Origin of the sequence: Anaerofustis sp. LCP19S3_F7 (assembly GCF_052119445.1) — a bacterium.
GTDB lineage: Bacteria > Bacillota > Clostridia > Eubacteriales > Anaerofustaceae > Anaerofustis > Anaerofustis butyriciformans.
This window is the reverse complement of record NZ_JBQKFF010000012.1, coordinates 1-18,400: the sequence shown is the minus strand read 5'-3', so window position 1 is coordinate 18,400 and position 18,400 is coordinate 1. Positions and strand designations below refer to the sequence as shown.

Here is an 18,400-nt window from a genome sequence, read left to right as displayed (position 1 = left end):
GAGAAGAAATGAAAAAAAACATTAAAAGATTAATAAAAAGTTTTAAATACGCATTTCATGGAATTGAATATAATTTCAAAACACAACAAAACTTTAAGATACATTGTACATGTGCCCTTCTTGCAATCATAGGAGCAATTATATTAAAATTTTCATACTATGAATGGTTGCTACTTGGATTTATAATATTCCTTGTAATAATACTTGAAGCCGTAAATACGGCAATAGAAGAAGCTGTTAACTGTGCAACAAAAGAAATGAATGAAAACGCAAAAAGATCAAAAGATTCAGCAGCATGTGCCGTATTAATCGGAGCATTTATGGCTGTAATAATGGGTATAGCTCTATATATACCTAAAATAATACATTTAATATGGGGATAACAGAGAATGAACAATAATTATAAAAGTGGATTTATATCAATTATAGGAAGAACAAACGTAGGAAAATCAACACTTCTTAATACGCTTATAGGTCAAAAGATATCAATAATATCAAATAGACCTCAAACAACAAGAAATAATATTAGATGTATAAGAACTACAGATACATCTCAAATGGTTTTTATAGATACACCGGGCTTTCATAAACCTAAAAGCAAACTATCTGATTATATGGTAGAAGTTGCAGGTGAATCTTTTAAAGAAGTAGATTTAATTCTTTTCCTTGTTGAGGAAGACTTAAATATAGGAAAAGGCGATGAATTTTTACTTGAAAAATTAAAAAATGAAAAAACACCGGTAGTTTTGGTAATAAATAAAATCGATAAAATAAAAAAAGAAGATATTCTTGTAAAAATAAAACTATATGAAAAATATGACTTTATAAAAGATATTGTTCCTATAAGTGCTTTTAAAGGAGAAAATATTGATACTTTAGTTACAATAATAGAAAAATATCTACCTTATGGACCTATGTACTTCCCTGAAGACATGGTAACAGACAGAAGTGAAAGATTTGTTGTAAGTGAACTTATTAGAGAAAAAATATTAAGATCTCTTAAAGAAGAAATACCTCATGGAACTGCCGTTGAAGTAATGCAGATGAAAAAAAGAGACAATAAGGAAATTTATGATATTGAAGCAAACATATATACTGAAAGAGAAAATCATAAAAGAATTATCATTGGTAAAGGCGGTAATATGCTAAAGAAAATTGGCAGTGAATCAAGAAAAGAAATTGAACAAATGCTTGATTGTAAAGTTAATTTAAAATTATGGGTTAAAGTAAAAGATGAATGGAGAGATAAACCAAACATTTTAAATTCTCTCGGATATAACAAAAAGGATGAACTATAAAATATGAGCGCAATTAAATATGAACTAATAAAAGAAGATAAAAGAAGCGGTGCAAGAGTTGGTAAAGTAATAACTCCTCACGGAGAAATACCTACTCCTATTTTTATGCCTGTAGGAACAAGAGCTACAGTTAAAGCAATGCTTCCGGAAAGTTTAAAAGAAATAGATGCAAAAATAATATTAGGAAACACATATCACTTATATTTAAGACCAGGAGATGATATAGTAAAAAAAGCTGGTGGTCTTCATAAGTTTATGAACTGGGATAGACCAATTCTTACAGATAGTGGCGGATTTCAAGTTTTTTCTTTAAGTAAAACAAACGATATAACAGAAGAAGGTGTTACATTCAGAAGTCATATTGATGGAAGCAGACACTTTATTACACCTGAAAAATCTATGGCAATTCAAAATAATTTAGGATCAGATATAATGATGGCTTTCGATGAATGCGTACACTACGGAGCAGATAAAACTTATACAAAAAACTCTCTTGAGATGACAACAAGATGGGCAAAAAGATGTAAAGAAGCCCATAAGAACACAGAAAAACAAGGACTTTTTGGAATTGTACAAGGAGGAATGTTTAAAGATTTAAGAAAAGAATCTGCCACACAACTTATAGATCTTGATTTTCCTGGATATGCAATTGGAGGTTTGAGCGTAGGTGAACCTATGGATATGATGTTTGACTTACTTGATTATACAACTCCCCTACTCCCAAAGGATAAGCCAAGATATTTAATGGGTGTAGGAAGTCCTGATGCTCTATTAGAAGGTGTTAAAAGCGGTATAGATATGTTTGACTGTGTTTTACAAACAAGAATGGCAAGAAACGGTACAGCCCTTACAAGCAACGGTAGAGTAACTTTAAAAAATGCAAAATACAAAGAAGACTTTACTCCACTTGATCATAAATGTGACTGCTATGTTTGTAGAAACTATACAAGAGCTTATTTAAGACATTTGGTTGTATGTAAAGAAATTCTTGCAAGTATGTTAGTAAGCTATCATAATTTATACTTCACTTTGAAATTAATGGAAAATATGAGAAACGCCATTATGGAAGATAGATTTTTGGAATTCAAACACCAATTTGAAAGTGATTATGGAATAATTTAAAAATCAATTCAAGGAGAAAAAAAATGGGAATGAATAATGTTTTTGCAATGCTAGTTATTATTATTGTTATGTTTGTAGTAGTATACTTCTCATCAATAAAACCACAACAAAAAAGATTTAAAGAACATCAACAACTACTTGATAGCATTAAAAAAGGTAATAAAATAATGACAGTTAGCGGCCTTTATGGAACTATTTTAGAAGTTTATGATGAGGATATATTAATTGCACTTGATCCAGAAGGGGTAAAAGTAAAATTAAACAGAAATGCTGTTGTTTCAATAATAGAAGATAAAAAAAGTAACGAAGAATAAAAAGCGTCTTTATAGACGCTTTTTTTATACAAACAAATCCCCTTTTACCATTCTGTCTGTCCATCTTATAAATGTTTGATATGATACATTCAAATGTTTTGCCGCTTTTCTTGATGAGATTTTTCCATTTTTCCATAAGTCATAAAATTCAAAAAATTCATCTGGAATATGTATTCAAGGTCTACCAAATTTTATCCCTCTTGCCTTTGCTGCCATAATCCCCTCTCTTTGCCTTTGTTTTATATTTTCTCTTTCAGACTGCGCAACATAACTTAAAAGCTGAAGCACAATATCGGCAATGAGTGTTCCTGTCAAATCTCTTCCTTCTCTTGTATCAAGTAAAGGCATATCTATAACGACAATATCTATATGCCTTTCTTTTGTCAAAAGTCTCCACTGTTCTAAAATTTCATCATAATTTCTTCCAAGTCTGTCAATACTTTTAACAACAAGAACATCACCTTTTTTCATCGTCTTTAAAAGTTTTTTGTAATTTGGACGATTAAAATCTTTTCCGCTGAATTTATCAACAACAATATTTTTCTCTTCCACCGGAAACTTTCTCATAGCCCCAAACTGCCTTGCAACATTTTGTTCTTTGGTTGATACTCTCACATAACCATAAATTTTCATAAAAAATACCTCCGTTTTTTCTTTCCTAAAATAAGGAAACACATTTACGGAAAAAGAAAATATATTTAATTTTTTTATAAAGTTATAATGAAAAGCATAAACCAAACAAAAATAAATAAAACTACATATGGCTATATTTCGTCCCAATCACAAGATGACATCCTTTTTATTTTAAATCTAATACAACAAACAATATATTTATACTACTATACGACTTGTAGGGTTAAATAAAAAAGCCCATAAAGGACTTTTATTCAAACATATCTTTTAATAAATATTTTTCTACAATAATCGCACTGTCTTTAACACATCCAGAACAACTTCTTATAGGAGGAGCTTCGTTTCCAAGATTTTTTAATTCTTTACATTTTACGGTTGTATTCATTTCTCTAAATTTTTCCATAAGCTCATTACCAAGTTTTAAAGTTTGGATTTTTGTTTTAGGATTTTGTAAATTTTTATCACTATTAAAAAGCCCTGCCAACATTATCATTCCACAAACGCTACCACAGGTTTCATTTGTTCTTGCAATACCGCTTCCAAATCCTTCTGCCAAAGCAAATGCAGTCGCTTCATCAACACCAAGTAAATCACAATATGTGCAAACAACTGCTTGTGAACAATTATATCCATTCTTAAATTTTTCAACTGCTATTTCTACTCTTGATTTTTCCATTTCTTCTCTCCTTAAATTATTTAAAATCATTTTATTCTTTTTTTAATAATTTATCAAATATATCATTATAATAATTTCTATATTGGCTATTTTTTCTCCAAATAAAACTAAATTCATGATCTATTTTCATATCTTTTATATTGAGTTTACAAAACTCTCCACTTTTTAATTCTTTTTCTACTGCAAGTTCATATAAAAAAGTTATTCCCATATTTTTTTTTATGAAATTTTTTATTATATCAATGCTGTTTATTTCCATTTTATTTTTAAAATCAGAAATTAAAACACTTTTACTCTCTAAGTATCTTTCAATAAGTTCTCTGCTTCCAGAACCTTTTTCCCTTATTATAAGTCTATAATCAAGCAAATCTTCAAGAAAAAGTTCTTTATCTTTTAAATCACTTAAACAGCTGCATACACCTACATAATTTTCATTCGATATCGTAATATATTCATATTCACTTTTAGGAAAATACCCTTCAATAATCGCAAAATCTATTTTACCGTCATTTAAGTATTTAAGTAATTTATCAGTATTTCCAACAATCATTTTAATATTTGTATTAGGATATAATTCTAAATATTTGTCTAATTTATCCGGCATTAAATATTCACCTACAGTTAACGTAGCACCAAAAATAATAAATTTACTCTTATTATCTATATGAGATATTTCATTTCTAAGTTTTAAATCATCATGTTTGAGAGTTGTAATGTAGTTTAAAAATACCTCTCCCTCTCTTGTAAGATATAGTTTTTTTGATTTATACCCAAATAACTTTACTCCATAACTTTTTTCAAGGTATTTTATATGTTGAGTTACGGCAGGTTGAGTAATATTAAGATTTTTTGAAGCCTTTGTTATATTCATGCATTTACAAACTTCTAAAAAAGTATCTACCCTAAAATCTAACATTACAGTTCTCCTTTTAAATCCATTTTACACATTATAACATATTTTTATATATAAATAAATATTTATAATTTTAAATTATTTATAAAAGATGATAGAATACATGGGTATTAAATCAAATAAAGGAGAAATTATGGAATTTATAAAACAAAACATCAAAGGTTTAATTTTATGTCTTATAATATCAATTCCTGCATGGTATCTTGGTAAACTTGTTCCTGTTGTTGGTGGACCTGTATTTGCAATTATTGCAGGAATGGTTATAACATTATTTATCAAAGATAAATCAACTCTTCAACCCGGTATTACATTTACATCAAAGAAAATACTTCAATATGCAGTTATTTTACTTGGTTTTGGAATGAACTTAACAGATATTTTAATGAAAGGTAAACAATCTCTACCCATCATTATCGCTACAATTTCAACATCACTTATTATTTCATACGTATTATGTAAATTGTTAAAAATACCATCAAAAATATCTACACTTGTAGGTGTTGGGTCATCAATATGCGGTGGTTCTGCAATAGCAGCAACTGCACCGGTAATAGATGCTGACGATGAAGAAATAGCACAAGCAATTTCCGTTATATTCTTATTTAATATAATTGCAGCTTTAATATTCCCTGCACTTGGTTCAATGCTCGGGCTTTCAAACGAAGGATTTGGTTTGTTTGCTGGTACAGCTATAAACGATACCTCTTCGGTTACTGCTGCAGCAGCTGCTTGGGATGGTATTCATGGAAGCAATACTCTTGCTGAAGCAACAATAGTTAAATTAACAAGAACTCTTGCTATTATACCTATAACACTAGTACTTGCTTTTGTTAGAACAAAAAGAGAAAAAAATGAAGGCGGAAATAAAGTAAATATAAAGAAAATTTTCCCTTTCTTTATTCTTTACTTTGTACTTGCTGCAGTAATAACAACTGTATTTAACCTATCTCCTGCAATAACAGATCCGATAAAAGAATTAAGTAAATTCTTTATAGTAATGGCTATGTCCGCAATTGGACTTAATACACATATTGTTAAACTTATCAAGTCAGGAGCAAAACCTATATTTATGGGAGCTTGTTGTTGGGTAGGAATAGCATTTGTAAGCTTACTAATGCAACATTTACTTCATATTTGGTAAAATAAAAGCACTGTTTTGCAGTGCTTTTAAATATATTCTTTTATAAATTCTTCAAAAAGTTTTCCGGCTTCTTCTTGCACCTTTAGACAACCTCTTATAGGATCTTTATGTCTTGGTCTTATATATTCACAGTCTATTGAGCCAAATTTTTTGGTATATACTTCAACCCATTTTTTCACAATTTCTTTCATTTTATCGTTAGTGGAAGGTTTATCTTCCGTAAACATTAATCCAATAGCAGCAATCCCGCCTGCAAAAGCTCCGCAGGTTTTACCACTGTTAAGACCAAATCCATAAGGAGCAAGCATTTTAAAGGCTTTAGTATCTATATCTATTTCATACTTAACTGAGAGAGCCTCAATAAGCGTCTCGCCGCAGTTTTTATGATATAAAGGTTTTTCTTCATCAATCTTTGAATGCTCTTCTTTTTTGATGTCAGCGATTATATCAACAACACTTTTTTCTATCATTCTTTTCCTCCTACATTTTTTCTGGAGCACTTACACCTAAGATATTTAATGTATTACTTAATACCTCTCTTGTTGCAACAACCAAAGCAAGTCTTGCATTAAGCAATTTTTCATCATCTACGATTACTCTATGAGCATTATAGAATGAATGGAAAGCAGAAGCTAAATCCATAGCATATTTTGTTATTTTACTTGGATCTAAATCTTTACTTGCCTTTATTATTTCATCACTAAAGTTTGCAATAACTTTAAGTAAGTTTAATTCTTCTTTTTTATCAAGTAAATCAAAGTTTTCTATTTTCACTTCTTTATTGATATTTCTTATAATACTGCAAATTCTTGCATGTGCATATTGAACGTAAAATACAGGGTTTTCACTTGATTTTTTAATAGCAAGATCAAGATCGAAATCCATATGTGTATTTGGTTTATTGTAGTTAAAAATAAATCTTGCAGCATCTTTTCCTACTTCATCAACCAAGTCAGATAATGTAAAGATATTACCTTTTCTTTTAGACATTCTAACTTGTTCATCACCTTTAACAAGATGAACAAGTTGCATTAAAATTACTTCTAATCTATCTTCACTTACTCCAAGAGCAACCATAGCTTTTTTAAGTCTTGCAACATGTCCATGATGGTCTGCGCCCCATACGTTTATTGCATAATCAATATTTCTTTTTACCAATTTATCATAATGATATGCAATATCAGCAGCATAATAAGTAGGTACACCGTTTTGTCTTATTAAAACTTCATCTTTTTCAAGTCCGTAATCAGTACCTTTGAACCATACTGCATCATCTTTTTCATATACACTTCCCATTTCTTTCATTTTATCAATAACATCAGTTATTGCACCTGAATTATGAAGTGTTTTTTCACTGAAAAATACATCATAATTTATACCGTAATTTTTAAGATCATTAACCATATTGGTAACGTTCTTGTCAAGAGCAAATTCAACAAGTTCATGTTGTCTTTCTTCTTCATCAACATTTTCAAGTTTATTTCCATATAAATCAATATATTGTTTTGCAAGATCTACTATATCTACCCCTTGATAACCATCTTCCGGGAACTCAACATCATGTCCTAACTCTTGTAAATATCTTGCTTGTAAAGATTGACCAAATTTTATAATTTGATTTCCAGCATCATTCAAATAAAATTCTTTTGTTACTTTATATCCTGCCCAAGTAAAAATATTACTTATAACATCACCTATTGCGCCACCTCTTGCATTTCCTATATGAAGAGGCCCAGTTGGATTTGCACTTACATATTCAACATCAACAGTCTTCGGATTTTCTTCAACGATTTTACCGTATTCTTCTTTTAATGAAATTACTTTTTCCATTTCATCATATAACCATTTATTGTCTAATGTAAAGTTAATAAATCCTGCACCTGCAATTGAAATATCTTTTACATATGAATCTTTTGTATCAATATTTTTTACAATATTTTCGGCAATAAGTCTAGGATTACATCTTGCCTTTTTTGCAAGTTGCATTGCTGTGTTAACACTAAAATCACCAAATTTTTCTTCTCTTGGCACTTCAACTTTTATAGATGGGATATCTTCTTTACTTATTTCTATCAATTTTTCATCTATACATTTATTTATTGAATCTTTTACTAATGCTATAATTTCTTTTTCTCTTGTTTTCTTTCCGAACATTACCTTCTCCTATTATTCTTTTATTGTTAGTTTATGTTTTATTTCATATCTTTCAAAACCTAAATCGATAAGTTTATCTATTAAATCAGAATATTTAACTCCCATATAGTCCCACATTTTTGCATACATGCTTATATTTGTAAAACCGGGAAGTGTATTAACTTCATTTAAGTATAGATTTCCGTTATCTTTATCAAGGAAAAAATCTACTCTGGATAAACCGCTTCCTCCAATAGCTTTAAAAGCCCTAACGGCATAAGTTCTTATTTTTTCTATAATATCATCGCTAACCTTTGCAGGTATATCTATTCTGCTGTCATCACCTGATAAATATTTTGCTTCATAATCGTAAAATTCTTTACATGAAACAATTTCTCCTGGATAAGAAGCCTCTGGATGAGAATTTCCAAGAACAGCAACTTCTATTTCTCTTGCATTAATTGCCTTTTCAACCAATATTTTTGTATCAAACTGTACCGCTTTTTTTAGTGCAGATATTAATCCTTCTCTATCTTTTGCTTTTGAAATACCAACACTTGAGCCCATGTTTACAGGTTTTACAAACATAGGATATGGAAGATTTTTTTCACATTTTTCTATTGTTTCATTCAAAAGTTTATCACTTTCAATATCCGTATTAAATACAAGAACATCGTCAACAACAGGTATATCTACGCTTTTAAATACTCTTTTGGCAATATCTTTATCCATACAAACTGCAGAAGTCATTACTTCACAGCCAACATATGGTTTATTCATCATTTCAAATAAACCTTGAATTCTTCCATCTTCACCGTTTTGTCCATGAAGAACAGGGAAAATTATATCTATATTTTTAATTATTTCATCATCAAAAAGTGAGAATTCAGATATTAAATTTTCGCTATCATTAATCCATTCATTATTTTTTATTTTTTCAACATCACCTTTGTAAATATAAAATTTACCTTCAAGTGATATTCCAATCAAAGTTAAATCATATTTTTCTTTGTTAATTCCGTTTATAACATTATATGCAGACAACAAAGAGACATCATATTCTCCAGATTTACCACCGAATATAATACCTACATTTTTTTTATTGTTCATTTAATACTCCTTAAAAATTATTTTTGCACAGATGCAAGTAAGTCTTTTTTAATGTCAAATAAATTATCAGAAATATCAACGTGATATTCACTTGGATTAATAAGTCTTAAATATTCTGGCCAGAATGTACTCTTAGCAACCAAATGATTTTCTCTTATTTCAGATAATTTTGGAGACTCATAAACTTGTTTTCCATCAATAAAAATAGGTTTTAATAATTCTTTTACATGGAAATTTTCCAAAGTTCTTTTCTTCCATGTATGAACAGGATGGTATATTGTTAAAGGTTTTGTTTCATCTATAACTTCATCATTTAATGTTATTAAATCAGCAATAGCTATATTCGTACGATTATCATAAAATCTTAAAACTTTCTTATATCCCGGATTTGTTATCTTAATTGGATCATTAGATACTTTTATTTTTGGTGATAATTTTCCGTTTCTTTCTATCGCAGCAAGTTTATATACTCCACCCAAAGCACTAGTACCGTCTGCAGTAATCATTTTTGTCCCTACTCCGTACATTCCAATCTTAGCACCTTGATTTCTTAAATCAGAAATAATATATTCATCTAAATCATTTGATGCACTTATAACAGCACTTTCAAATCCTGCTTCATCAAACATTTCTCTTGCTTTTACAGATAAATATGTTAAATCTCCGCTGTCAAGTCTTATACCATAAGCTCCTTTTAATCTTCCGGCTTCTCTTTCTTCCGTAAATACCTTTATTGCATTTTTAACACCGCTGTTAAGTGTATCATAAGTATCCGCAAGAAGTATTAAATTGTCCGGATTATATTTTGCATATGCTCTAAAAGCATCTATCTCTTTATCAAAAGCCATAATAAAAGCATGAGATATAGTTCCTTTAGAAACTGTATCCCAGCAATATTCAGCCTCTACATTACTAGTTCCTACACAACCGCCTATAATACATGCTCTTGCACCGTAAAGTCCTGCTTCTGTTCCATGAGCTCTTCTAAGTCCAAAATCAAGTACAGGGTCATAAGTTCCAGCAGCAGAACATATTCTTGAAGCTTTTGTTGCAATTAAACTTTGATGATTAATTATCGCTAAAATTGCAGTTTCTATTATCTGAGCTTCAATTAAATTTGTCTTTACTCTTAAAACAGGTTCTGAAGGAAAGAATATTTCTCCTTCTTCCATTGCGTATATTTCACCGCTGAATTTAAAGTTTCTTAAATATTCTAAAAAACTATCAGTTAGTTCAGGATGATTTTCTTTTAACATTTTTATGTCATCATCATCAAACTTTAAATTATTAATATAATCTATTACTTGTTCTAATCCTGCAAAAACAGAATATCCTCCTTCAAAAGGATTTCTTCTTATAAAGACATCAAAAACGGCTTTTCTGTCTTTAAACCCCTTTGCTTCATAAACGTTACTTACGCTTAATTGATAAAAATCAGTAGCTAATTCAAGCTTCCTTTGTTTTTCCATATCTAAACTCCCATTTATTACATTTAAATGTCATGTATAATTAAATATTATATCACTTTTTTTCTAAAAATCATTAAAAATAGTATAAAAAACCATATTATAGCAATACTTATAATATGTTTCAAAAAATAATACAAGAAAGAATTAAAATTTTATCCATATTTATTATTATTTTATTTACTTTATTAACAATTTTTGTAATAAAAGCATTCATGTTTCAAGATAAAGATAACATAAATAAACTTTCATCTCAATACGAAACAGTTATACAAACTTATTATCCTCGTGGTGCAATATTAGATAGAAACGGAATAAACTTTTCTGATAACAGTTCTTTTGACAATTTAAAATTAAATATTCAAAATAATATAAATTTCACTATAGGAAAAACTTTTATCGGAAATATTCAAATAAACGAGGAAACAACAACAAATCAAGCAGTTAGTGGAGTAAGCGGTCTTCAATTATATTATGATAAGCAGCTAAACGGAGGGGAGGCAATTAAAATCCTTTCACAAATAGATGCAACGGGACAAACAATAAACCAAAATAATTATTTAACAGTTAACGACCATATAAACGAAGGGTATAATATTAATACAACAATAGATTATCATGTACAAAAATATACAGAATCTTGTGTAAAAGAATATTTAACAAAAAACAACTTAAAAGGTGCCAGTGTAGTAATAACAGACGTCACAACCGGTGAAATAATTACAATGTATTCAAACGATGAAACCCTAAATAAAAATGTTCTTTCATATCAGCCTGGAAGTGTATTTAAAATTTTAACATTAGCTCTTGCACTTGAAAATAATGTAGTTGATTTAGATGAAGAGTTTAACTGCAACGGTAAAATAAATATTGACGGAGTAACAAGATATTGTAACGAAGGAAAGGGGCATGGGAAATTAACAGTTTTAGATGGTTTTGCAAAATCATGCAATGAAGTTTTTTATACTCTTGCAACAAGATTAAATATAAAAGATAAAAACGGAAACATTACTTCAAATAAAATTATAGATTATGCAAAAGAACTTGGATTTGGAAGCGTCAATGATAAAACAAATAAAAACAAAAACTTCATATTAGAATATAACGACTATTATTCATTTGTTCCAGATAATATATACAACAACCTAGATACGTTTAATCTTGCTTTGGGACAAGGAAACGTTCAAGCGACACCTCTAATGATGAATACAATAATGTCAGCCATAGCAAACGAAGGAAAAACAAATTACCCATATATTGTGGAAAGTGTAACATCTCAAAATGGAGAAATAAAAGAAACAAAAGAAAATAAGATATTTGATATGAAGCTTAGTGATAACACCATAAAAACCCTACAGAAAGCTCTAAGAATGGTATGTACAAAAGGAACTGCAAAGAATAATTCTCTTGATAATTATGGTGGACTTGCAGGGAAAACGGGAACCGCAGAAAATACAAAAGAAACTCCTCACGCCTGGTTTAGTGGATATTTTCCATATAATAACCCTAAATATTCAATGACAGTATTTATTGAAAACGGAGGATATGGTTCAGGAACTGCTCTTGAAATTTTTGATAATATTGCAAATACTCTTTTAAAAATGGAAGATTAAAAAAAGAAGGTTAAAACCTTCTTTTAATCTTCTTTTATTCCTGTCATAAGATACATAAGATTCTTAACTGCTTTTACCTTTTTTCTAGAACATACACTTGCATCATAGTTAGTTTCTTGCGCAATTTTAACCATACTCATTTTTTCAAAATAATTAGATTCTATAATATTTCTGTCCATCTCTTCCAAAGAATCAAGTGCACTTTCAAAAAACGATAATTCTTTTTCAATTGCTCTTTTTTCGTTCATAATTTCTTCATCGCATATTTCAAGTTGTTCAATTAATACAAGTCTTTTTCTTTTAAAATTCATTCTCTTTAATCTTTTTTCAAAAATCTTATAATTTTCACTCTTAGCCATAATCCCCTATCTCCTAATTAAATTTAAAAGAAAATAAAAAGAATAGTAAAAGAAATTCATTTTGACAACCTGTAATGATATAACTATAATCTCTGCTAATATTCTTTTTATTTTTAATATTCAAATGTATAAATATAAAGATTTAGATTTAATTATACATTAATCATACAAATATTATATATATTTTCCATTATAAAAAACAAGTAAGCTATGGAATAAATTTATACTACTTTGTCATATTTTAAGAAACAACTTGTATATTATCACAAAGTCTTGAAAATAAATTACCAATATTGGTTAATGTTTTCTTTTCTGGACGATGGAATGTATATTTTTGCTCTTTTCCAAGTAAACGATACATATGTTCATTTTTATTACTATAGCCTTTTATTACAATTCCATACAGTTCCAATTTAGACATAAATCCGACAATCTGTTTTAATTCGTTCATATTGCAATTTACTTCATTAATAAATGTAATTGAAATAATAACTTTAGACATAAAACATACTTTCTTTAAATTTTCAATTATTATTTCATTGCTTTGTCCTGTATATTTTTCATGTACTTTTTTATTTACCAAATTAAAGTGATAAATAAAATAATCAACATAAGGAATAAATTTTTCCATTATTTTATAATCTATAAAACCGCTTGTGGAAACTGCTACATTAATATCTTTTTCTTTAAGTTTTTTTATAACCTCAAGTAAAAATTCTTCTTGAAGCATAGGTTCACCGCCAGCAAAAGTAACTCCGCCTCCGCTTGCTTTATAATACTGTATTTCCGGCATTATTCTTTTAATTAATTCATCAGCAGAAACTCTTTCACCTATAAGTTTTCTGGCTCCCATTGGACAAGCATCTACACATTTACCACATTTTGTGCATTCAAAAACTCTGTTTTCTTCTTCTGCAAGCATTCTTTCATTACATGCTTCTATACATTTATAACACATATTACATTTTTCTTTATCATAAAGCATTTCAATATTTTTGCTTAAAGCTTCAGGATGTTCTCCCCATGGGATATTTAAAGATGAACCTTTCATATAAACAACAGTTCTAAAACCAGGACCACTTTGAGTAGAATATTTATCTATTTTATATATTAACCCTTCCATAAAATCTCCTTTTTTGTATCTTATGTTAGAAATATTTTTAAATTCAGTGTATTCCATATTATTATAATATATTTTACTCAAATATCAAAATATATTATTTAACTATTTATTATAAAAAAATGATTTAAAATATAATTTATTTGAAAGAATCTATTTGAACATGAATATATTATCAAAGAAGATATATCTTTGTTATAAATCAAATTAATTATTTTCATAAGCTCCATTAAATTTATATTATCAGTATTATTCAAATTAAGTCCTACTGCAATTTTATCCCTTTTAAAAACATTTATTTTTTCTATAAACTTTTTATATTTATCATAGGATAAACTCTTTTTATCGCTTATATATGTAGGCAAAATAAAAATTTTATCAAAATTATCATTTATCTTTTTTACAATATCTTCATTCTCTAATACTTTATTTAATAAATATATATCTAAAATAATATTAAATTTAAAATAAGAATGATTAATATTTGCAATTAATTCATCAAAATCTACTTTAGTGATGTCATAATAAATATTTACTTCTTTATAATATTTTTTATCAAATTTCAAATCTATATATTGAATGAAAGTTTTAACAGAATCAAAAACTTTATTATGAATCATTAAACTGACTTCCTTATTTTCTATTTCTGATATTTTCTTTAAATAAAAATCTTCCATATCATCATTTTGGTCATAAGTCATGTTATATCCAATAAAAGAATTTACATAGGAATTTTCCAAATCAGCCTCTATAAAACAATTGCTCCCCATTGTTAAATCTATCAAAGAATATACTTTTATATTTTTTTTCTTTTGCTTTAATTTTAACCTTATTCCTCCATCTTTAAAACATAAGGGACTTTTATTTAAAGAATATAATTCTTCTTTTGCTATATCAAATTTACTAAGTATACTTTCTATACTCTCTTCATACTTTTTAAAATAATAAAAATCATCACATGGGATAATTACTTGATTATCTCTTAGCTTATCACCTCTAAATTTATTTGCTTCCATTATTTTATTTTTTTCTACCGAATATAATATACTTAAATCATCAATATTTTCATTTTCTCTTAAAAAATGAATTTGCATATTTTCCCTCCAAATAAAAAAAAGATTATTCATATATATGAATAATCTTTTTATTTTATTATTTAAACTACTTAACGTCTACTGGTCTTCCTCCACCGTTAAAACATCCGCCTTCACAAGGAATAACACATACAAAATCGTATTCGCTTTCTTTGTTTATAATCTTTTCAACTTCTTCTTTAGATTGTTTTAATCCATTTACAACAGCACATTTTATTTCTTTACCATCTGATAATTCAAATGAAAATTCCTTTATATTACCTTTATCATTTTTAATTGAAGACTTATCTCCAAGTCTTATAATAGCATATGCTGTATTTACGCTTAAGAAATAAGGATTAAATATTCCTGTATAATCAAGAGTATCAAGAGGCTTATTGTTAGCTTTATTTAAATCAATACCGCTTGTTTTAATTAAGTTTACAAGTTGATTTGTAGTAATTGATATATCAACACCGCTTGTTTCTTCATTTTCATTTAAGAAAGCAGTACAATTTTCAACTCTTGTTAAATGAACATCTTTATCTATGTTTCTATCTAAGTAATCTTCTTTAAATTTCATGTTGATATCTTTTCTTATTTTTGGAAGATTTACAAAGTAATTATCAGCTTCAGGATAAGCGTCTTCTATTTCTTTTCTTATTCCAGGTGAACAAGCATATATTAAAGGTTTTCCTTCAGCCATATTTTCTTTTAAGATGTATGCAATAGCATTCATTTCTTTTATTAAATATTCTTCATAATCAATTACTTCGCTAAAACCAAGTTTATTTAAAACATCAACAACTTTTGCTTTAATAAGTGCATCATCAACACCTAAACCTTTTGATAAAGATTCATATGTGCCATATGACAATAAGCAAATGTTGTAATAAGTATCTTCACCTAGCAAATAATATAATTCTTCAGTTGTACCCTTTTCAACTAATGCACCTGTTGGACAAACTGAAATACATTGACCACATCCTATACAATCACTGTTAATTACAGGAATATCAAAAGGAGTAGATACTGTTGTGCTATCACTTCTGTTTACAAAAGAAATAGCTTTTGCACCAACTTTATCTTTACAAATACTTACGCATCTTCCGCATTTAATACATTTACTGTAATCTCTTGTTACACAGTTTGAAGAATCATCAAAGCCTTTTTCAAAACAAGTTTCAAAATCACTTGGACCTGTCAAATATGTATTTGCTAAAGTTTGTAATTTACAATTACCGCTTTTTTCACAAATAGTACAATCACAGTTATGATTTGCAAGAGTTAATTCAAGTATTGTTTTTCTAATTCCTCTTAATCTTTTTGTTTGAGTCTTTACTTCCATACCTTCCCATACAGGTGTTACACATGAAGGAGAAAGTCTTCCTGATACATCAACCATACACATTCTGCAAGAAGCAGGCTTATTTACGTCTTTCAAATAACAAAGTGTAGGAATTTCAATACCAGCTTGTTTTGCTGCATCTAAAATTGTTGTACCTTCTTTTACACTTACTGGTTTATTATCAATAGTTAAATTTATCACTTCTATTCCTCCCCTTTAAGTGCACCCTTAAATTCATCGGAAAAATAAGTATATGCACTGATAAACGGTGTAATTTGAGTTCTACCGCTTCCGCATAATGACGCATCCAAAGCATTAACTATTCTTACATAGTTTTTTAAATCTTTTAAAGTGCCTTCTTTTTTCTTAAATCTATCCATAATCATCTTAAGTTGTCTGTTACCTTCTCTGCATGGAACACATTTACCACAGCTTTCATGATAGAAGAAATCTTCAACAACAGATAAATAATCAATTACGCTATCATCTTCATCCCCAACTACAATTGCCCCTGAACCAATACTTCCTTTTACTTGCTTCATTCCTGAATATGTATAAGGAATATTAAGTTTTTCATAAGGTACAATAGTACCGCTGGCACCCCCAAGTTGTACGAATTTAGGTTGTTTATCGTTTCTTATTCCACCTGCGATTTTTATAATATTTTGAACAGTTGTACCAAATTCAACTTCATAAACACCAGGTTTTTTAACCTTTCCACTTACACTTATCATCTTTGTCCCAGGACAATCTTCAACGCCATATTTTAATACTGTTTCATATCCGTTTTGCATCATTGTGGCTATTACACTAACAGTCTCAACATTTATTACAAGAGTAGGTTTACTGTGTAGACCACATTGTTTTACATAAGGTGGTTTACTTCTAGGTCTTCCGCTCTTTCCTTCGATACTTTCGCACATTGCGAAACCTTCCCCACAAACATAAGAGCCACCGCCTGAGAAAAGAGATAATTCAAAATTAAAACCACTTGATAAAATATCTTTACCTAAAAATCCTTTATCATAAACTTGTTTTATTGCATATTCAATATCTTTATGCATGAAAGTATACTCTTCTCTTACATAAATATGTCCGGTATTTGCTCCCGCGCAGTAAGCTGCAATTATAATACCTTCAATTACTTTATAAATACCATTTTTAAGTAAATATTTATCTTTAAATGTTCCTGGTTCTCCTTCATCTGCATTACAAAGAACATATCTTTCTTCATCTCCAACAGCTTCTCTTGCTTGAGCAAGTTTTTTCCCTGTAGGATAGTTTGCACCACCTCTTCCTTGAAGTCCACTTTTAGCTACATCATCTGTAGTCTTTTCATATCCTTGTTCAATAGCTTTTTTAAGTCCGCTAAAACCGCCTCTTTTTATATATTCATCAATATTGAAGGCATCATATGTTCCATAATCTTTAGAAATATATTTTACTTGTCCCATTATTTAGCCTCCCTCAATTTAGCAATTAAAGCTTTAACTTTCTTTTCATTTAATTTCCCAACAACATTGTCATTTACCCTAACGGCAGGAGCAATGTCACAAGCACCAAAGCAAGGAACCAATTCCAATGTAAATAAACCATCTTCAGTAGTTTGACCTGCTTTAATATCAAGTTCTCTTTCAAAAATTTCTCTTATTTCGTCTTTACCGTTTAAACTGCAAGCAGTTGCATTACATAAACCAAGTATGTACTTTCCTCTTTTTTCAGTGCTTAACGCATCAAAATATGTTACAACTTCTGATACGTTACTAAGAGGAATATTCATCTTGCTTGCTATATATTCAGCTGTATCCAAGTTTATAAATCTTCCAGGAATTTGTCTTTGAATTTTTAATAAAATTTGAAGCAAATTCGATGGATTATTATCATAATATTCTATTATGTTATTACAAACCTTTTTTTGTTCTTCTGATAACTTCAAAACAGCGTACCTCCCAATTAAATATAATTTATAATATTATATCAAAAAAATACAGAATATTCAATTAATTTACAATCCATTGAATATTTATTTAAAATCTGTCTCTTATACACATCTCCGAGCCCACGAGACGCGTTCTATGATC

18 protein-coding genes and 1 pseudogene are annotated in these 18,400 nt (G+C 28.6%); 6 read left to right on the top strand and 13 right to left on the bottom strand.

Annotated elements, in window-relative coordinates; all coding sequences use genetic code 11:
- Positions 1-8: 8 nt before the first annotated feature.
- From ACTQYZ_RS09050 to yajC, 4 genes are read left to right on the top strand one after another with little or no spacing between them, the layout of a single operon-like run.
- Positions 9-383, top strand: coding sequence for a diacylglycerol kinase family protein (locus ACTQYZ_RS09050; RefSeq protein ID WP_441023124.1), 375 nt, complete (start codon positions 9-11; stop codon positions 381-383).
- Positions 384-389: 6 nt separating this feature from the next.
- Positions 390-1,298 carry a GTPase Era gene (gene era / locus ACTQYZ_RS09045; protein ID WP_441416450.1) on the top strand — a complete coding sequence of 303 codons (909 nt, stop codon included), beginning with the start codon at positions 390-392 and terminating at the stop codon, positions 1,296-1,298.
- Between the two features lie 3 nt (positions 1,299-1,301).
- Positions 1,302-2,420 (top strand): tRNA guanosine(34) transglycosylase Tgt, encoded by a 1,119-nt coding sequence (gene tgt, locus ACTQYZ_RS09040; protein WP_441023121.1) that lies wholly within the window; start codon positions 1,302-1,304, stop codon positions 2,418-2,420.
- A gap of 23 nt (positions 2,421-2,443) precedes the next feature.
- Positions 2,444-2,734, top strand: coding sequence for a preprotein translocase subunit YajC (yajC, locus tag ACTQYZ_RS09035; protein ID WP_329385339.1), 291 nt, complete (start codon positions 2,444-2,446; stop codon positions 2,732-2,734).
- Between the two features lie 24 nt (positions 2,735-2,758).
- Here the strand turns inward: yajC and ACTQYZ_RS09030 are convergent.
- The 3 genes and pseudogenes from ACTQYZ_RS09030 to ACTQYZ_RS09020 all read right to left on the bottom strand — a co-directional run bounded on the left by ACTQYZ_RS09030 (position 2,759) and on the right by ACTQYZ_RS09020 (position 4,959).
- Positions 2,759-3,367 (bottom strand): annotated as a pseudogene (locus ACTQYZ_RS09030) (recombinase family protein).
- A gap of 250 nt (positions 3,368-3,617) precedes the next feature.
- Positions 3,618-4,043 carry a C-GCAxxG-C-C family protein gene (locus tag ACTQYZ_RS09025; protein ID WP_441023119.1) on the bottom strand — a complete coding sequence of 142 codons (426 nt, stop codon included), beginning with the start codon at positions 4,041-4,043 and terminating at the stop codon, positions 3,618-3,620.
- 31 nt (positions 4,044-4,074) lie between these two features.
- A complete protein-coding gene (locus ACTQYZ_RS09020; protein WP_441023117.1) occupies positions 4,075-4,959 on the bottom strand; it encodes a LysR substrate-binding domain-containing protein in 885 nt (294 codons plus the stop codon).
- Between the two features lie 130 nt (positions 4,960-5,089).
- Between ACTQYZ_RS09020 and ACTQYZ_RS09015 the strand changes: the two genes are divergently transcribed.
- A complete protein-coding gene (locus ACTQYZ_RS09015; RefSeq protein WP_441023115.1) occupies positions 5,090-6,097 on the top strand; it encodes a YeiH family protein in 1,008 nt (335 codons plus the stop codon).
- Positions 6,098-6,123: 26 nt separating this feature from the next.
- On the opposite strand, the gene ACTQYZ_RS09010 is transcribed toward ACTQYZ_RS09015, so the two are convergent.
- Genes ACTQYZ_RS09010 through ACTQYZ_RS08995 form a run of 4 tightly spaced genes read right to left on the bottom strand, consistent with a single transcriptional unit; the run spans position 6,124 to position 10,809 of the window.
- Positions 6,124-6,567 (bottom strand): C-GCAxxG-C-C family protein, encoded by a 444-nt coding sequence (locus ACTQYZ_RS09010; protein ID WP_329385324.1) that lies wholly within the window; start codon positions 6,565-6,567, stop codon positions 6,124-6,126.
- Between the two features lie 10 nt (positions 6,568-6,577).
- Positions 6,578-8,251, bottom strand: coding sequence for an arginine--tRNA ligase (gene argS, locus ACTQYZ_RS09005; protein ID WP_441023113.1), 1,674 nt, complete (start codon positions 8,249-8,251; stop codon positions 6,578-6,580).
- A 12-nt stretch (positions 8,252-8,263) separates the two neighbouring features.
- The gene (locus ACTQYZ_RS09000; RefSeq protein WP_441023111.1) at positions 8,264-9,340 is read right to left on the bottom strand and encodes a D-alanine--D-alanine ligase family protein; all 1,077 of its coding nucleotides are present in this window, start codon (positions 9,338-9,340) and stop codon (positions 8,264-8,266) included.
- 17 nt (positions 9,341-9,357) lie between these two features.
- Entirely contained in the window at positions 9,358-10,809 is a 1,452-nt protein-coding gene (locus tag ACTQYZ_RS08995) for a nicotinate phosphoribosyltransferase (RefSeq protein WP_441023109.1), read from the bottom strand.
- Between the two features lie 212 nt (positions 10,810-11,021).
- Between ACTQYZ_RS08995 and ACTQYZ_RS08990 the strand changes: the two genes are divergently transcribed.
- Positions 11,022-12,419, top strand: coding sequence for a peptidoglycan D,D-transpeptidase FtsI family protein (locus tag ACTQYZ_RS08990; protein WP_441023107.1), 1,398 nt, complete (start codon positions 11,022-11,024; stop codon positions 12,417-12,419).
- Positions 12,420-12,442: 23 nt separating this feature from the next.
- On the opposite strand, the gene ACTQYZ_RS08985 is transcribed toward ACTQYZ_RS08990, so the two are convergent.
- The 6 genes from ACTQYZ_RS08985 to ACTQYZ_RS08960 form a co-directional block, all read right to left on the bottom strand.
- On the bottom strand, positions 12,443-12,778 hold the full coding sequence (locus ACTQYZ_RS08985; RefSeq protein ID WP_441023104.1) for a hypothetical protein: 336 nt from the start codon (positions 12,776-12,778) through the stop codon (positions 12,443-12,445).
- A 241-nt stretch (positions 12,779-13,019) separates the two neighbouring features.
- Positions 13,020-13,901, bottom strand: coding sequence for a glycyl-radical enzyme activating protein (locus ACTQYZ_RS08980; RefSeq protein ID WP_441023102.1), 882 nt, complete (start codon positions 13,899-13,901; stop codon positions 13,020-13,022).
- Positions 13,902-13,999: 98 nt separating this feature from the next.
- Positions 14,000-14,992 (bottom strand): hypothetical protein, encoded by a 993-nt coding sequence (locus ACTQYZ_RS08975; protein ID WP_441416449.1) that lies wholly within the window; start codon positions 14,990-14,992, stop codon positions 14,000-14,002.
- Between the two features lie 67 nt (positions 14,993-15,059).
- On the bottom strand, positions 15,060-16,520 hold the full coding sequence (locus ACTQYZ_RS08970) for a [Fe-Fe] hydrogenase large subunit C-terminal domain-containing protein (protein ID WP_441416448.1): 1,461 nt from the start codon (positions 16,518-16,520) through the stop codon (positions 15,060-15,062).
- 2 nt (positions 16,521-16,522) lie between these two features.
- Positions 16,523-17,773 carry a complex I 51 kDa subunit family protein gene (locus ACTQYZ_RS08965; protein WP_329385301.1) on the bottom strand — a complete coding sequence of 417 codons (1,251 nt, stop codon included), beginning with the start codon at positions 17,771-17,773 and terminating at the stop codon, positions 16,523-16,525.
- Positions 17,773-18,255: an NADH-quinone oxidoreductase subunit NuoE family protein gene (locus ACTQYZ_RS08960; RefSeq protein WP_441023095.1), complete on the bottom strand. Its 483-nt coding sequence runs from the start codon at positions 18,253-18,255 to the stop codon at positions 17,773-17,775. Before ACTQYZ_RS08960 ends, ACTQYZ_RS08965 begins: the two co-directional genes overlap by 1 nt.
- Between the last annotated feature and the right edge of the window lie 145 nt (positions 18,256-18,400).

Bases quoted from the DNA above. Each gene is read 5' to 3' on its own strand.
- ACTQYZ_RS09015 (WP_441023115.1), top strand. From the start codon at position 5,090: ATGGAATTTATAAAACAAAACATCAAAGGTTTAATTTTATGTCTTATA.
- ACTQYZ_RS09020 (WP_441023117.1), bottom strand. From the start codon at position 4,959: ATGTTAGATTTTAGGGTAGATACTTTTTTAGAAGTTTGTAAATGCATG.
- tgt (WP_441023121.1), top strand. From the start codon at position 1,302: ATGAGCGCAATTAAATATGAACTAATAAAAGAAGATAAAAGAAGCGGT.
- ACTQYZ_RS08995 (WP_441023109.1), bottom strand. From the start codon at position 10,809: ATGGAAAAACAAAGGAAGCTTGAATTAGCTACTGATTTTTATCAATTA.
- ACTQYZ_RS09010 (WP_329385324.1), bottom strand. From the start codon at position 6,567: ATGATAGAAAAAAGTGTTGTTGATATAATCGCTGACATCAAAAAAGAA.
- ACTQYZ_RS08975 (WP_441416449.1), bottom strand. From the start codon at position 14,992: ATGCAAATTCATTTTTTAAGAGAAAATGAAAATATTGATGATTTAAGT.
- ACTQYZ_RS08965 (WP_329385301.1), bottom strand. From the start codon at position 17,773: ATGGGACAAGTAAAATATATTTCTAAAGATTATGGAACATATGATGCC.
- ACTQYZ_RS08980 (WP_441023102.1), bottom strand. From the start codon at position 13,901: ATGGAAGGGTTAATATATAAAATAGATAAATATTCTACTCAAAGTGGT.
- era (WP_441416450.1), top strand. From the start codon at position 390: ATGAACAATAATTATAAAAGTGGATTTATATCAATTATAGGAAGAACA.
- ACTQYZ_RS09050 (WP_441023124.1), top strand. From the start codon at position 9: ATGAAAAAAAACATTAAAAGATTAATAAAAAGTTTTAAATACGCATTT.
- yajC (WP_329385339.1), top strand. From the start codon at position 2,444: ATGGGAATGAATAATGTTTTTGCAATGCTAGTTATTATTATTGTTATG.
- argS (WP_441023113.1), bottom strand. From the start codon at position 8,251: ATGTTCGGAAAGAAAACAAGAGAAAAAGAAATTATAGCATTAGTAAAA.
- ACTQYZ_RS09000 (WP_441023111.1), bottom strand. From the start codon at position 9,340: ATGAACAATAAAAAAAATGTAGGTATTATATTCGGTGGTAAATCTGGA.
- ACTQYZ_RS08990 (WP_441023107.1), top strand. From the start codon at position 11,022: ATGTTTCAAGATAAAGATAACATAAATAAACTTTCATCTCAATACGAA.
- ACTQYZ_RS09025 (WP_441023119.1), bottom strand. From the start codon at position 4,043: ATGGAAAAATCAAGAGTAGAAATAGCAGTTGAAAAATTTAAGAATGGA.
- ACTQYZ_RS08985 (WP_441023104.1), bottom strand. From the start codon at position 12,778: ATGGCTAAGAGTGAAAATTATAAGATTTTTGAAAAAAGATTAAAGAGA.